Raw genomic sequence first — 15,049 nt, forward strand, 5'->3', positions numbered from 1 at the left:
AAGTGAACTTCATATTAAATCAAAATAGTAGATTGACGTTATTTCGTAGCGAGTATATAGACATTGTGCATCATAATACAATAAACAGCACTTAAATGAATGAACATCAAAAAATATTGTCTTGTTGGCATAAATTAGAACATTTTAGCCCTGCATCAGCACCAAAGACATTGGAAGATAGTATTGAATTATTAACCGACAATGAATATTGGAAAATCCCTCTTAAATCTAAAGACCAAAATAAAACGATTGAGTATTCTATTTTTTTAGGTGTTTTTGACTCTAAAGATGTCAATGACTTTGTAAATGAATATTTCAAAATAAAAGAAAAAGATGAAAATTTTAGAAGTTCAAAAATTTGCTATGCTTCCTTAAAATTGGATGAAAATGGAAAATACATAAATGATTCTTTCGGAATCTCTACTCTTCCTTGGGCATTAAGTCAACTTGAAAAAGATAAAATCAAAAATAATAATTGGGAAAAAGATTTTGATGATATTAAAAATGAATTACTTGAATACATTGAATTAACTTTTAAAGAGACAATTACTAACTCATATGGTGAAATTGAAAAAATATCAAGAATTTTAAATATTAGTCAACTTATACAATTTCAAGACAAGGTTGAAAAAGAATGTAATTGGAGCATAAAACCTAAGAAAGATATATATGTTAAACGAATAGAAAAATTCAAACCTAAAAACAATAAAGATAGTAAACCAACAAGTGATATTCTCAATAGTTTTTATATAAAAGACTTAGAAAAAATCATTACTAATTATAGTGACAAATCAATCCCAAAAGCATTTAAACAATATATAGACGGAAGCTTAAACCACCATTCTGAAAGAATTGATGTATCAAAAAATATTGAGAAATTAAAAGATACTTTATCGCCAAGAAATATTCCTGATGGTTGTTGGCCATCAGAATATACTTTAAGTTTAATGCAGCAATTTGCGGTAAATTCGATTTTTAACGAATTGAAAAATGAGAATCAATCTGGATTATTCTCTGTAAATGGTCCTCCTGGCACTGGGAAAACAACATTATTAAGAGATATTATTGCTCCCATAATTGTGAGTAGAGCGAAAGAATTATTTAAAATATCAAACCCTTCAGATGCTTTTGAAAAGGTAGGACAAATTGAAATTAACGAAAATTATTCGCCTTGGATTTACAAACCTGTAAAATCAATTTCTAACGGAGGTATTGTAATAGCATCTTCTAATAATGGTGCTGTCGAAAACATTTCAAAAGAATTACCTTTAAAAAAAGAAGTTTCAGAAATCTATCAAAATGATATTTCCTATTTTAAAGAAGTAGCAGAAAATTGTATAAACGAAAATAATTGGGGGATTATTTCGGCTGTTTTGGGTAATAAAGAAAACAGAAACAATTTAGTTTGTTCATTATGGTTTAATAATGATTTTAAAGATTTACAGAAAACTTTAAGGGAAAATAAATTAGCAGATAATTTAGAATGGGAAAAAATCAAGAAAATATTTGAAAACAAATTATCTGAAATAACAACCGAAAAAAATCGTTTAGAACTATTTAGTAAAGAATACAATGATTTTGTTTTAACTAATGAAAATTTAAATACATTAAATCAAAATTTAAAGCATATTGAAAAGGATTACAATACATTAAAAAAGGATTTAGAAAATCAAAAAACAAAAATTAAAATTCTTAGTCAAAAGAAATCAGAAACTTTAACTGNGTAATTAGCAATTAGTAACCTGTATTTAGTTAAACTAACTACTAATCACTAAGAACTAGCTACTAAAAGCTTAAGGTGATTATTGCGTCGGGGCTCACCTCTTCCCATTCCGAACAGAGAAGTTAAGCCCGACTGCGCAGATGGTACTGCAATCTTGTGGGAGAGTATGTCGTCGCCTTTCTTTTGAAAACCCTTATCAATTCGATAAGGGTTTTTTGTTTTTATATAGTTTTTAAAATAGAATTCTTTTTACAGATTTGAAATGTTTTTGAAATACGCACAATCTTTATATATTGGACAACTAATACATTTTGGATTTGTAGGTCTACAAATGGTTCTGCCTAAAAAAGAGAAAGCCATACCAATATCATTCCACATTGCATAAGGAAGTCTTTTCATAAGGATTTTTTCAATTTTATTGGCATCTTTATATTCTGGAGTTAATCCAAATCGAGACACTACTCGTAAAACATGTAAGTCAACTATAATTCCTTCTGGCTTTTGATGGGTTTCTCTCAAGATAACATTGGCTGATTTTCGACCAATACCTTTTAATTTAACCAGTTCATCTAGTCTTTTAGGAATAGGTTTGTCTTTTAAAGCACTAGCCGTATCTAAAATCCATTTGATTTTATTAGCATAATTCTTTACACTTGAGAAATAAAGTACGAGATCGGTAAACGTCATCTTAGATAGACTTTGGAAATCTGGATATATCTTAAAGAAAGGCTTGCAAATAATATTTATATTGGCATCCGAATCTTGAGCAGCAAGAATAACCATTATTACAAGTTGATAACTATTTTGAAAATGTAAAGGATGTTTTTTATCTTTATATGTATCAATAAGAGGTTGTAATTCTTTTTGCCAATCTGTAAATAACATTTTTTTCTAAAATTAATAAAAAAAAGAGTTCAATATATACTATTGAACTCTTATAAATTAAGTTGTTGTTTTTTATTTTGTTAAACCTCTTGAAATAACAATTCTTTGAATTTCAGAAGTTCCTTCATAAATTTGAGTGATTTTAGCATCTCTCATCATTCTTTCTACATGATATTCACTAACATATCCATTACCACCATGAATTTGTACTGCTTCAATTGTTGTATTCATTGCAGTTTCTGAAGCAAATAATTTAGCCATAGCTCCAGAATGTGAAATATCTTCTCCATTGTCTTTTTCAGAAGCAGCTTTAAAGCATAACATTCTCGCAGCAGTAATTTGAACATGCATGTCTGCTAATTTAAATGCAATTGCTTGATGTTGCATGATAGGTTTTTTGAATGCTACTCTTTCTTGAGCATATTTTAAAGCCAATTCATAAGCACCTTGAGCAATTCCTAATGCTTGTGATGCAATACCAATACGACCACCATTTAGTACAGCCATCGCAAAATTGAATCCAAAACCATCAGCTCCAATTCTGTTTTCTTTTGGGACTTTAACATCGGAAAACATTAATGAATGTGTATCAGATCCTCTAATTCCCATTTTCTTTTCTTTTGGACCAATTGAAAATCCTTCCCAGCCTTTCTCAACTAAAAAGGCGTTAATACCTTTATGTCCTTTTTCTACATCAGTTTGAGCAATAACAATATAAGTTGATGCTGTTCCACCATTGGTAATCCAATTTTTTGTACCATTTAACAAATAAAAATCTCCTTTATCAATTGCGGTTGTTTTTTGTGATGTAGCATCAGATCCAGCTTCTGGTTCCGACAAACAAAAAGCTCCAATTACTTCTCCTTTAGCAAGAGGTACTAAATATTTTTGTTTTTGTTCTTCACTACAATATTTTTCAATTCCAGCACAAACCAAAGAATTATTTACAGACATGATAACCGCAGCTGAAGCATCAATTTTAGCAATTTCTTCCATTGCTAAAACATACGAAATGCTATCAAGACCTGCTCCTCCGTATTTTGGGTCAACCATCATACCAAGAAAACCAAGTTCTGCCATTTTTTTTACTTGTTCCGTTGGGAAAATTGAATGTTCATCTCTTTCAATGACACCAGGCAATAATTCTGTTTGAGCAAAATCTCTCGCAGCCTGTTGTATCATTATTTGTTCTTCGGTTAGCTTAAAATCCATTTTATTGAATACTATTTAATTATTTTTAAAATCCGTACCAAATGTAGGTATTTATTGCTTATTTTTCAATAACTATTTGTAATTTTAACCCATGTTTAAAGAAAACTACAACGTTATAGGTGTTATGTCAGGAACTTCGCTAGATGGAGTAGATTTAGCCTATATTAATTTTGAGAAAAAGGATGATTGGTCTTTCAAAATATTGTTTTCAGAAACGGTTCATTACTCTTCAGAATGGGTTAATAAATTAAAAAATGGCTTCTATCTTAATAAAAATGAATTAATTTCTTTAAATGAATCCTATACTGGTTTATTAGCTACTATTATTTTAGAATTCATTGAAAAGTATAGTTTAGTTAACATAGATGCTATTTGTAGCCACGGACATACGATTTTACATCAGCCAGAGAATGGTTTTACTTTACAAATTGGAAATTTACCTAAATTAGGAAGTTTGTTAAATTACCCTATAGTATGCGATTTTCGAGTACAAGATGTGGTCTTAGGCGGTCAAGGCGCTCCTTTAGTGCCAATTGGAGATCAGTTATTGTTTTCAAATTATGATTATTGCCTGAATTTAGGAGGATTTTCTAATATGTCTTTTGAATATAATGGCAATAGAATTGCATATGATATTTCACCTGTTAATACAGTATTGAATTATTATGTGAACCAATTAGGGTTGGAATACGATAATAAGGGTAAAATTGCTAAATCAGGTCTTTTAGACATTGATTTACTTGAAAAATTGAATCAGATCTCATTTTACAAAGAACCTTTTCCGAAATCACTAGGAATGGAATTTGTTCATAAATGTATATTTCCAATTATTGATAGCTTTAGTTTACCAATTGAAGCTATTTTGAGAACTTTTGTAGAACATATTGCTTTACAAATAGCACACAATTGTAACAGTAATTCTAAAACAATTTTAATTACGGGTGGTGGTGCGTATCATGAATTTTTAATTGAAAGAATTCAGTATTATTTGCCAAAAGTTGTTTTAGTTGTACCCGATAAACAGTTAATTGAATTTAAAGAAGCTCTTATTTTTGGATTTCTTGGTGTGTTAAAATTAAGAAATGAAAATAATACATTAGCTTCAGTAACTGGAGCTATTCGCGACCATAGTTCAGGTGTGATTTATAATGTTAATTAAGAATAAAATCGAGTACTTTTTGTTCTAAATTTTTACTTTTTAAATTGTGACCTAATCCTTCGGTTAAAATTAATTGACTTTTGTTCCAATTTTTGTTCAATTGAATCGAATAATTCGGATTGGTGTCTTTATCTTCTTTATCATGAATAATTAAGCAGTCTTTATCCAAGTTTGTTGCAAATTTTGAAGCAGAAAAATAGCTAGGCTCGTGTCCCAATCTTTTGGTAAAAGAATGACTAATAATTTCAATTGCTTTTTGTGATAAGCCGAGGATAGATTGGTAAAAGTCAAAAAAATCTTTAGCTTCGCCTGGAGCTCCCATAATTACCACTTTTTTAATGTTAGTTGCATTGTTTTTATAATGATTCAACCAATAAGTAGTTGCAAAACCACCAATAGAATGGCTTACCATATATTCAATTTCTTGGTTATGAAGTATCATTTGATTGATAGCTTTTCCATATAATACGACATGAAGCATTTTTCCTGTGGATAATCCATGAGCGGGAGCATCAAATGCATATACAGTAAAATCATTTTCTATTAGATTCTCAATGTACGATTTCCATCGAAACGAGTGGCTCGCCCAACCATGAATAAATACAATTTTTTTACTACCTTTTCCCCATTTATAGGTTTGTAATTTTTCATTTTCAACAGTTAAGATTTCATTTTTACCCTTCTCTAAAAATTGTAATTGATGTGATTTTACTGTTTTAGCCATTGGATTGCAAAATAATAGGAACCCTTGTTTTTCGAGTTTTTTAGGACTAATGTATGCTAATACATTAAAATAATAACCAACGCTTTTTTGAATAATTTTTTTAATTTTTTTTCTCATAATTAAGATACCAATCGGTATTTTTTTGTTTAAATTTTTTTATAATAAAATGTCTTTTTCTATCCACGTTTTAAGATGTGTAACCACATTTTTAATGTCTTTTTCGGATTGTGTTAATTTGCTCATCATTATACCTCCTTCTAATGAAGCTATTATGACAGAAGCTACTAGTGCTTCATCGGTATTTAACTGAACTTGTTGGTGTTTTTTTCCATTTGTTAGAATGGTCTTAATGGTTTCTTTAAAAACGGTAAGAGTATTTTGGGCTTTGTATTTCAAATCGTAATTAGTGTCATCTACTTCTATAGAAACATTTAATAAAGGACAGCCACCTGCAAAATTTTCATTAATAATATAGTTTTCAAAATGATTTAAAAAAATGAAAAGTTTGTCTTTCGTATTTTTTGCTTCCCTAATTTTTGTTTTTAAATTGGTAAAGATGAAACGAACCATCTTTTCATAAGCTTGTATTTCTAAATTGTCTTTGTTTTCAAAATGCCTATAAATCGCTCCTTTTGTATATCCAGTTGCATTGGTTATATCACTAATAGAAGTAGATTTATAACCTTTAGTGTTAAAGAGTATAGAAGATTCTCTTAAAATTTTTTCTTTCGTTTGTTCTGGCTTCCTCATGTTCAAAGATACCAATTGGTATCTAAAAATAAAAATAAATTGTTGTAAATTTTTAAAAGCAGTAAAATAATGTGAATAAATTGTTAAATAATAAGCTCTTTGAAAATATTACTTTAAAAATGCCTTTTAAAAAAAAGTAAAAACTTAAATTTGTCTACCAATTTTAATATCATAATGAAAGAATTACTTAAAAAATTTGAAAATAAAGAACCAGAAATAGTATTCAATTGGAAAGATCCAGAAACAGAGGCAGAAGGATGGACAGTTATTAACTCATTAAGAGGTGGTGCTGCAGGTGGCGGAACGCGTATGAGAAAAGGTTTAGATATGAATGAAGTGCTTTCTTTAGCAAAAACCATGGAAGTGAAATTTTCAGTATCAGGACCTGCTATTGGTGGCGCAAAATCTGGAATTAATTTTGATCCAAATGATCCACGTAAAAAAGGAGTTTTAGAAAGATGGTATAAAGCAGTTTCTCCATTGTTGAAAAATTATTATGGAACGGGAGGAGATTTAAATGTAGATGAAATTCATGAAGTAATTCCAATGACAGAAGACTGTGGAGTATGGCATCCTCAAGAGGGCGTTTTCAACGGTCATTTTAAGCCAACAGAAGCTGATAAAATCAATAGAATTGGACAATTACGTCAAGGGGTTATAAAAGTTATAGAAAATCCGAGTTTCTCTCCTGATGTGAATCGTAAATATACTGTTGCGGATATGATTACGGGTTATGGTGTTGCTGAAGCAGTAAGACATTATTATTCTATTTTTGGTGGTGATGTGAAAGGTAAGAAAGCTATTGTTCAAGGATTTGGTAATGTAGGTTCCGCTGCGGCTTTTTATTTGGCCGATATGGGAGCAAAAGTAGTTGGTATTATTGATAGAGATGGCGGATTAATTAACGAAAATGGTTTTACATTTGAAGAAATTAAATCACTTTTCTTAAATAAAGATGGTAATAAATTAGTGGCGCAAAATATGATTCCTTTTGAGGAAATAAATGAAAAAATATGGTCTATTGAAGCGCATATTTTTGCTCCATGTGCTGCTTCAAGATTGGTAACTAAATCGCAAGTAGATCGAATGATTGCTTCTGGATTAGAAGTGATATCAAGTGGTGCCAATGTGCCTTTTGCAGATAAAGAAATTTTCTTTGGAGCAATTATGGAAGAAACAGATTCTAAAGTAAGTTTAATTCCTGATTTTATTGCAAATTGTGGAATGGCTAGAGTTTTTGCTTATTTCATGGAGAAAAAAGTACAAATGACGGACGACGCTATTTTTTCAGATACTTCAACAGTAATTAAAAATGCTTTACAAAAAGTATATAATCTTAGTCCAGATAAGAAAAATATAAGCGCTCGTGCTTTTGAAATTGCCCTAAAACAACTTATCTAAAACAAAACCCGAATTTAACTTAATAAAAAATGGAAATTTTACTAATAGTAATATTTGTTCTTGGTTATCTAGCTATAGCTATGGAACATTCTTTAAAAATCGATAAATTAATTCCTGCTTTAGCAATGATGGCTCTGTTATGGGCAATAATTGCAGTTACTCATATGGATGTTTTTGAAGTGGATACGGTGTCTAAAACATTAGTTCCTCATCATTTAGAAGGAATTCTATTGCATCACCTAGGGAAAACTGCAGAAATTTTGATCTTTTTAATGGGAGCGATGACTATCGTTGAAATAATCGATTATTTTAATGGTTTTTCTACAATAAAAACATATATAAAAACCACAAATAAAGTCAAATTGTTATGGCTGTTTACCACTTTAGGATTCGTTTTGTCAGCGATCATAGATAATTTAACTGCTACTATTGTTTTACTTACTATCCTACAAAAAATTATTAAAGATAGAGAGATTCGACTTTGGTTTGCTGGATTAATTGTTATTGCAGCTAATGCTGGAGGAGCATGGTCTCCAATTGGAGATGTAACAACAACTATGTTGTGGATAGCAAATAAAGTTTCTGCTTCTCAATTAGTAGTGCATGTTTTAATTCCTTCTATTTTATGTTATGCTGTACCCACATTCATCGCTTCTAGGATGAAAATTTTTAAAGGGTATGTTGATCAAGATACAGATGGAGATTTAGAGCAATCGAAATTAAGTCCAATCATGTTTTATTTAGGATTAGGAGCTATATTATTTGTACCTATCTTTAAAACTTTTACACATTTACCACCATATGTGGGTATGATGCTATCTTTAGCAGTTGTTGCTGCTTTTGCTGAATATTTTAGTCATACAAAATTCTCTATAGGTGCTGCAACTGCTGGTGATGGTACTGCGTCTCATCATAGTCCAGTACATAAATCGTTATCAAAAATTGAAATGCCAAGTATTTTATTTTTCTTAGGTATATTAATGGCAGTAGCTGCACTCGAATCTTTAGGGATGCTTTTTAATTTCGCTGGAGTTTTAGAAACATCAATGCCTTGGTTAGGAACAGAACTAGAATCCACTAAAATTTCTGATTTGGTTGTAATGTTATTAGGAATGGGATCTGCGGTTATAGATAATGTGCCTCTTGTAGCGGCAAGTATAGGAATGTTTTCAATTGGAACAGATGAGCCTGCTTGGCATTTTATTGCTTATGCAGCTGGAACTGGAGGAAGTATTCTTATTATTGGTTCTGCAGCGGGTGTGGTAGCTATGGGAATGGAAAAGATTGATTTTTTCTGGTATTTGAAAAAAATTGGATGGTTAGCATTAATAGGTTTTTTATCTGGATTTGCAGGATTTATTTTACTAAGAGATTTTCTTTTAAATGTCCATTAATATAATTTTTAAATAAATTTGTCGTTATCCATTATAAATTAATTTGTATGAGTATATTCCTTCAAGTAGATAGTTTAGCTGTAGCCAATCAAGCATTAGTAGAAGATCAACCAGTAGAAAAAACACTTTCCATAATAGATTTATTAACGAGTGGAGGAATAGGTGGTATTTCTATAATGATTGTGTTATTTATATTGTTATTTTTTGCCTTATTTCTTTATTTTGAAAGATTAATGGCAATTAATAAAGCGAGTAAGATAGATGCAAGTTTTATGAATAATATCAAAATGAATATCACTGCTGGAAAAATTGATGCGGCTAAAATGTTGTGCGCACAGACAAATTCTCCAGTAGCTCGATTGATCGAAAAAGGAATTTCCAGAATAGGGAAGCCTTTAGAGGATATTAATACTGCCATTGAAAATGCTGGAAATTTAGAATTGTACAAACTGGAAAAAAATACAGGTATGTTAGCTACAATTTCTGGTGCTGGACCCATGATTGGTTTCTTAGGAACGGTTGTTGGTATGATTCTTGCTTTTCATAAAATGGCAAGCGGTGGTGGACAAATTGAAGTGGGGTCGCTTGCAGAAGGTATCTACACCGCAATGACCACTACAGTAGTAGGATTAATAGTAGGTATTATTGCTTACATTGGTTACAATCACTTAGTAGTAAAAACAAATAAAGTGGTGAATCAGATGGAAGCTAACGCGGTAGATTTCTTGGATTTATTAAATGAACCCGTATAATGAAATTAGGTAAAAATAAAAATAAAGTTTCAACGGAATTCAACATGTCGTCTATGACAGACATCGTGTTTTTGTTGTTGATCTTTTTTATGTTAACCTCTACTATGGTTACTACGAATGCCTTAGATTTGGTTTTGCCAAAAGGAAAAGGAAAAACTGATAGTAACAAAAATATTTCGGTTAGTATCGATAAAGATTTAACTTTTTTTATTGATAAAGATAAGGTAGAAGAAACACAATTGGAAAATCAATTATTGGCTATCCTAGAAAATAATGAAAACAAAGCCATAGTGTTGCGTGCCGAAAAATCGGTTCCTCATGAAAAAGTAGTATACGTAATGGATATTGCGTATAGGAATGGGATAAAAATGGTAGTCGCAGTTAATCCAAAATAATTTTTTGGAGCTGTTTCCTGCTATTCGTTGCAATCTTTTATTTTTTCTACTTTAAGTGATTGGTTGAAGAAAAAATAAAAGGATTTCCACTGCTATCAGGGCTAGGAAAATAGGAAGTAATACAAGTAGTGTCGTATAAAACATAAATGCTGAGAAATGAAATTTCTTGAAACACCAGAAGAAAAAAAATCGTTTGCAATTACCAGTGTGATTTTTGCAATACTACTTTTATTATGTATTTTTCTAGGGTTAACCTATATGGATCCACCACCCGAAAATGGTATTGCTATTAATTTTGGAACTAGCAATGTAGGTCAAGGAGAAATTCAACCTACAGAACCCATACAATCGGCTCCGCAACCTACAGTAAGTGAACCAGTAAAAGCGGTAGAAGAAGAGATTTTAACCCAAGATGAAGATGCACCTGTGGTAGTAACTCCCAAAAAAGAAACTCCCAAACCACCTAAAGAAACGCCCAAAGAGACTCCAAAACCAAAAGTTGAAACACCTAAGCCTTCTCAACAAACCAATAATGCTTTAAGCAGTATTTTAAATGGTCCAAAATCGGAAGGTACTGCACAAGGAGGTCATGGTGATGACGGTTTGCCTGGTGATAAAGGTGATCCAAATGGTAGTATTTATGCAAATAGTTTTTATGGTAACGGTTCAGGTAACGGAACAGGTTCAGGTAACGGAACAGGTTGGGGGTTAGCAGGTAGAAAATTATCTGGAAATAGTAAAAGACAACAAGACTGTAACGAAGAAGGGAAAGTGGTTGTTAAAATCTGGGTAAATAGAAGCGGAAATGTTATTAAAGCAGAAAGAAGTCAGGGAACTACAAATACTAATCCTTGTTTGGTAAATCCAGCTTTAGAAACTGCCAAAAGTTTTAAATGGCAAGCCGATGCCAATGCTCCTGAAACACAAATTGGTTTTGTGGTAGTCAATTTTAAATTAGGAGAATAATTCCAAAAAGCCCTAAATTGTATATATTAGCCCCGATAGAAATAAAAATCCTAGGTTTACCTAGAGATTATAATGTATAGCGGGAAAATGGAAACCAAAAACACTGAATCATTCGCTTCAGAATTTCAAAATGACGTATCAAGAAACTACCGAATGGCTTTTCAAACAGTTGCCGATGTTTCAACAACAAGGTGCAGCCGCGTATAAAAAGGATTTGTCGAATACGCTTTTATTAGTGCATCATCTAGGAAATCCTGAAAACCAATTTCAATCCATACATGTGGCAGGAACCAATGGAAAAGGTTCTACGTCCTCATTGTTGGCTTCGGTATTGCAAGAAGCGGGCTATAAAGTGGGTTTGTATACCTCACCCCATTTAAAAGACTATAGAGAACGCATTCGAATCAACGGAAAGAAAATCAAAAAAGAGTTTGTTGTCGATTTTGTATCTAAAAACAAAGCCTTTTTTGAAGTACACCAACTCAGTTTTTTTGAAATGACGGTCGGTTTAGCTTTTGATTATTTTGCGAAAGAAAAAGTAGACGTCGCGGTAATAGAAGTTGGTATGGGTGGTCGTCTCGATTCTACCAATGTAATTACGCCTTTGGTTTCTATAATTACCAACATCGGTTTGGATCATACACAATTTTTAGGAAATACTTTAGCAGCTATTGCTACTGAAAAAGCAGGAATTATAAAAAAGAATGTACCTGTAGTTATCAGTGAATATGTATCTGAAACTAAAAATGTCTTTTTAGAGAAGGCAAAAATGGAAACAGCACCTATTTATTTTGCACAAGACCAAGAATGGGAAGAACTACCTAGTGTTTTGTTAGGGGAATATCAAAAAGCAAATAAAAAAGGAGTTTTAGAGGTTTTAAGAGTAATAAAAGAACGTTTTGATATTAGTGAGCAACATATTCGAAATGGGTTTTTAAAAGTGATTCAAAATACTGGATTATTGGGTAGATGGCAAGTTTTAGGACAGCAACCTAAAATAGTTTGTGATACGGCACACAATAGTCATGGTTTGTCAATTGTAATGAATCAAATTAAAAGAGAAAACTATAAAGACTTATATGTTGTTTTAGGTGTTGTAAATGATAAAGATTTAGATTCTATATTGCCATTGTTTCCTAAAAAAGCGAAATATTTTTTTTGTAAACCCAATTTAGATAGAGGATTGGACGCTTCTATTTTGCAACAGAAAGCCCAAGTTTTTGGATTAAATGGAGAGGTATGTATTTCAGTTTCAGTTGCTTTTGAAAAAGCTAAGACTGAAGCGACTTTAGAAGATTTCATCTATGTTGGAGGTAGTACATTTGTGGTTGCAGAAATAGTATAAAAAAATAATAAAAAAGATTTGCAAATAATAAAAACTGTCTTATATTTGCACCCGCAAACAAGTTCAACGAACACCTTTAGTAAATAAAGTCTGGGAGTTAATAAAAGAATAACAATTGCAATTTATTGGGGCGATTAGCTCAGCTGGTTCAGAGCACCTCGTTTACACCGAGGGGGTCGGGGGTTCGAACCCCTCATCGCCCACAAAAATTAAATCCTACAGAAATGTAGGATTTTTTATTTATATCTGTTTTCTACTTATTTTGTTTGGTTTTAAATTTAAAGAATTATGAAAAGGCTTCTTTAAAATTGTTAAAATAAAATAGTTTGATAGAGAGGTAGTTATGTTTTTGTGAAAAAAAAGATTAAAATTTTTTTAAAATTCTTTTTGAAACTCGAAAAAGGTTTCTATATTTGCACTCGCAATCAGGAAATGATAGCAACTTATTGGAGAAATGGCAGAGTGGTCGAATGCGGCAGTCTTGAAAACTGTTGACTGTAACAGGTCCGGGGGTTCGAATCCCTCTTTCTCCGCAGAATTAAAACCCTAACGATTGATTATCAATTATTTAGGGTTTTTTATTTGCTAAATATCCCCACATTATCCCCACAATCATTATATTTTGAGCATAAAAAAACCACCCTTTTACAGGTGGTTTTTGAAATAAGTATCTATTAATATTATGAAGCCGTACCAGAGCCGATATAGATACTATTTGATAATTGTGTTTCTTCTGCGTTCATAAACGAAATAAACAACTGTAAATCATCTCCAGCATAGCTATTAGGGATAATCACCGTTTGAGATAAATCTGCCCTTGTAGCTCCTTCTGTTAAGTAAACACTTTCTCCTTTTAATGGATTGTAAGCAACTACCATAACTTTATCTGTTGCCAAAGCATTTCCATCAGTTGAATTATCATCCCAACTAAACTGAACTTGTCCAGGCGTAGTTAAATCAAATACTGGGTTTAATGCTCCTGCAAGATTACCTCTTGACAATAATGCTAAAGAATAATCAATTTCAAAATCAGGAGATACTCCGATAATTGCATTATTCAGGATGAACGACATCGCACTATTAAACTGCGATTTCTTTACAGCATAATTTTTATAACCAATCTTAATGAAATTTAAGTTAGGTTGTAAAAACCTCAACACTAATGCAAATTTTGTTCTTTGATTTACTTGCAATAGCGTTCTCGGATTGGCTACACTTTGAGGTTTAGCTCTAATATAATCAATTCCTTTCCATCTTGCACCAACTACGTTGGCTACCTTACCCGATACTCCCCCAAGAATACCTCTACCAATTTTACCCATTTTTATATAATTTTAAGATTAAAAATTCAATTTTGTGGACTTGGTACGGCTTTGGTATTGATTTTAACTATAACAAATTTATTATTTAAGTATGATTTAGTTTTAAATTTAAACTATATTGTGAAATTTTGTTTCTATTTAGCACTTATTGTTTGTTATTGATTTTCATTTTTAAAATAATCGTTGGTTTATCAGAAAAAAAATCCAAGTATGCCTAAACTTTCAATTCAAAAATTAACATTCGGATAAAACATCAATTTGAGCTGTTTTTTTTGAAAGAATGCTTATCGGAAATGTTCTTTTGAAATCAAGAGTTGTGGCATTCTTTCAAAAAAAATTGCATCCATAGGGGTTTGGGGAAATGGAAGATTTCCCCAACTGAACTTACCGAGTGCGTTGGCAGTAGCGAAACAAGGGTATCGTTTTTTATTTGCTTATCGGGATTTTTCTGATTGCTTTTATAGTTGGCTTGATGCTTCAAACATTCCTTTGAAAATGTATTTTCATTTTAAATGCAAATGTTGTTTAATATCGAATAGCATCAAGACAGCTTAAAAGCAATTTACTACTATCGTTCTGGCAAATAAAAAACGATACTCTTGTGGGCAAATTTGATTTTTGAGGATGCCTGATTGTTCTTGTGAAATGGATTGCTTCTATTTATTGAAAACGTTGTTCAGATACGATATGGCATCTTCAAAAAACAATGAAAACTCTGTTCCTATTTCGGGTGGGTGCGTTGGCTGTGGCGGCTATTTTACATAATGAGCTTATAGTTTCGGTGTGGCTGGGGTTCAGCCATACTGAACTATAATGGCTTATTATGTAACATAGCTTGGGAGTGGTTTTGGCTTTCGAGCGTTGGGAAACAGCTCTTTACTTTTTTTATTGAACAAAAAAAACAATAATAAAATCTAATAAAAAAAGTAATGTGCTGTTATTGCGTTGGGAAAAGCCAAAACCACAGGAGCGTTGGCAGAGCATTGGCTTGGGTGGGTGCAAAAAGGTCAGCGATAGCGTT

12 protein-coding genes, 2 tRNA genes and 1 rRNA gene are annotated in these 15,049 nt (G+C 31.6%); 10 read left to right on the forward strand and 5 right to left on the reverse strand.

Annotated elements, in window-relative coordinates; all coding sequences use genetic code 11:
- Positions 1-1,794 precede the first annotated feature (1,794 nt).
- Positions 1,795-1,904: ribosomal RNA gene (gene rrf, locus HALO113_RS02945) — 5S ribosomal RNA — on the forward strand.
- 68 nt (positions 1,905-1,972) lie between these two features.
- Here rrf and nth read toward each other — a convergent pair.
- Entirely contained in the window at positions 1,973-2,608 is a 636-nt protein-coding gene (gene nth, locus HALO113_RS02950; RefSeq protein ID WP_159777600.1) for an endonuclease III, read from the reverse strand.
- Positions 2,609-2,680: 72 nt separating this feature from the next.
- Positions 2,681-3,820: an acyl-CoA dehydrogenase gene (locus tag HALO113_RS02955; RefSeq protein ID WP_159777601.1), complete on the reverse strand. Its 1,140-nt coding sequence runs from the start codon at positions 3,818-3,820 to the stop codon at positions 2,681-2,683.
- Between the two features lie 91 nt (positions 3,821-3,911).
- On the opposite strand from HALO113_RS02955, the gene HALO113_RS02960 reads away from it, so the two are divergent.
- Positions 3,912-4,979 carry an anhydro-N-acetylmuramic acid kinase gene (locus HALO113_RS02960; RefSeq protein ID WP_159777602.1) on the forward strand — a complete coding sequence of 356 codons (1,068 nt, stop codon included), beginning with the start codon at positions 3,912-3,914 and terminating at the stop codon, positions 4,977-4,979.
- Here HALO113_RS02960 and HALO113_RS02965 read toward each other — a convergent pair.
- Together HALO113_RS02965 and HALO113_RS02970 are read right to left on the reverse strand one after the other, a co-directional pair.
- Entirely contained in the window at positions 4,972-5,820 is an 849-nt protein-coding gene (locus HALO113_RS02965) for an alpha/beta hydrolase (protein ID WP_159777603.1), read from the reverse strand. The two genes, HALO113_RS02960 and HALO113_RS02965, sit on opposite strands and share 8 nt — an antisense overlap.
- Positions 5,821-5,859: 39 nt before the next feature.
- Complete coding sequence (locus tag HALO113_RS02970; RefSeq protein ID WP_159777604.1) at positions 5,860-6,453, reverse strand: TetR/AcrR family transcriptional regulator; 594 nt, start codon at positions 6,451-6,453, stop codon at positions 5,860-5,862.
- A gap of 174 nt (positions 6,454-6,627) precedes the next feature.
- Between HALO113_RS02970 and HALO113_RS02975 the strand changes: the two genes are divergently transcribed.
- From HALO113_RS02975 to HALO113_RS03010, 8 genes are all read left to right on the forward strand, one after another.
- The gene (locus HALO113_RS02975; RefSeq protein ID WP_159777605.1) at positions 6,628-7,854 is read left to right on the forward strand and encodes a Glu/Leu/Phe/Val dehydrogenase dimerization domain-containing protein; all 1,227 of its coding nucleotides are present in this window, start codon (positions 6,628-6,630) and stop codon (positions 7,852-7,854) included.
- Positions 7,855-7,883: 29 nt separating this feature from the next.
- On the forward strand, positions 7,884-9,248 hold the full coding sequence (gene nhaD, locus HALO113_RS02980) for a sodium:proton antiporter NhaD (RefSeq protein ID WP_159777606.1): 1,365 nt from the start codon (positions 7,884-7,886) through the stop codon (positions 9,246-9,248).
- Positions 9,249-9,295: 47 nt separating this feature from the next.
- Positions 9,296-10,000, forward strand: coding sequence for a MotA/TolQ/ExbB proton channel family protein (locus HALO113_RS02985; RefSeq protein WP_159777607.1), 705 nt, complete (start codon positions 9,296-9,298; stop codon positions 9,998-10,000).
- Positions 10,000-10,395 (forward strand): biopolymer transporter ExbD, encoded by a 396-nt coding sequence (locus tag HALO113_RS02990; RefSeq protein ID WP_130733986.1) that lies wholly within the window; start codon positions 10,000-10,002, stop codon positions 10,393-10,395. The genes HALO113_RS02985 and HALO113_RS02990 overlap by 1 nt, the downstream gene beginning before the upstream one ends.
- 156 nt (positions 10,396-10,551) lie before the next feature.
- On the forward strand, positions 10,552-11,361 hold the full coding sequence (locus HALO113_RS02995; protein ID WP_159777608.1) for an energy transducer TonB: 810 nt from the start codon (positions 10,552-10,554) through the stop codon (positions 11,359-11,361).
- 130 nt (positions 11,362-11,491) lie between these two features.
- The gene (locus HALO113_RS03000) at positions 11,492-12,706 is read left to right on the forward strand and encodes a folylpolyglutamate synthase/dihydrofolate synthase family protein (protein ID WP_159777609.1); all 1,215 of its coding nucleotides are present in this window, start codon (positions 11,492-11,494) and stop codon (positions 12,704-12,706) included.
- 128 nt (positions 12,707-12,834) lie between these two features.
- Positions 12,835-12,909: transfer RNA gene (locus HALO113_RS03005), tRNA-Val, on the forward strand.
- A gap of 245 nt (positions 12,910-13,154) precedes the next feature.
- Positions 13,155-13,239 (forward strand) — tRNA-Ser (locus HALO113_RS03010).
- A gap of 147 nt (positions 13,240-13,386) precedes the next feature.
- Here HALO113_RS03010 and HALO113_RS03015 read toward each other — a convergent pair.
- On the reverse strand, positions 13,387-14,028 hold the full coding sequence (locus HALO113_RS03015) for a DUF6266 family protein (protein ID WP_159777610.1): 642 nt from the start codon (positions 14,026-14,028) through the stop codon (positions 13,387-13,389).
- Positions 14,029-15,049: the final 1,021 nt, after the last annotated feature.

The sequence above is a fragment of the Flavobacterium sp. 9AF genome, from assembly GCF_902506265.1.
Taxonomy (GTDB): domain Bacteria; phylum Bacteroidota; class Bacteroidia; order Flavobacteriales; family Flavobacteriaceae; genus Flavobacterium.

Bases quoted from the DNA above. Each gene is read 5' to 3' on its own strand.
- nth (WP_159777600.1), bottom strand. From the start codon at position 2,608: ATGTTATTTACAGATTGGCAAAAAGAATTACAACCTCTTATTGATACA.
- HALO113_RS02955 (WP_159777601.1), bottom strand. From the start codon at position 3,820: ATGGATTTTAAGCTAACCGAAGAACAAATAATGATACAACAGGCTGCG.
- HALO113_RS02960 (WP_159777602.1), top strand. From the start codon at position 3,912: ATGTTTAAAGAAAACTACAACGTTATAGGTGTTATGTCAGGAACTTCG.
- HALO113_RS02965 (WP_159777603.1), bottom strand. From the start codon at position 5,820: ATGAGAAAAAAAATTAAAAAAATTATTCAAAAAAGCGTTGGTTATTAT.
- HALO113_RS02970 (WP_159777604.1), bottom strand. From the start codon at position 6,453: ATGAGGAAGCCAGAACAAACGAAAGAAAAAATTTTAAGAGAATCTTCT.
- HALO113_RS02975 (WP_159777605.1), top strand. From the start codon at position 6,628: ATGAAAGAATTACTTAAAAAATTTGAAAATAAAGAACCAGAAATAGTA.
- nhaD (WP_159777606.1), top strand. From the start codon at position 7,884: ATGGAAATTTTACTAATAGTAATATTTGTTCTTGGTTATCTAGCTATA.
- HALO113_RS02985 (WP_159777607.1), top strand. From the start codon at position 9,296: ATGAGTATATTCCTTCAAGTAGATAGTTTAGCTGTAGCCAATCAAGCA.
- HALO113_RS02990 (WP_130733986.1), top strand. From the start codon at position 10,000: ATGAAATTAGGTAAAAATAAAAATAAAGTTTCAACGGAATTCAACATG.
- HALO113_RS02995 (WP_159777608.1), top strand. From the start codon at position 10,552: ATGAAATTTCTTGAAACACCAGAAGAAAAAAAATCGTTTGCAATTACC.
- HALO113_RS03000 (WP_159777609.1), top strand. From the start codon at position 11,492: ATGACGTATCAAGAAACTACCGAATGGCTTTTCAAACAGTTGCCGATG.
- HALO113_RS03015 (WP_159777610.1), bottom strand. From the start codon at position 14,028: ATGGGTAAAATTGGTAGAGGTATTCTTGGGGGAGTATCGGGTAAGGTA.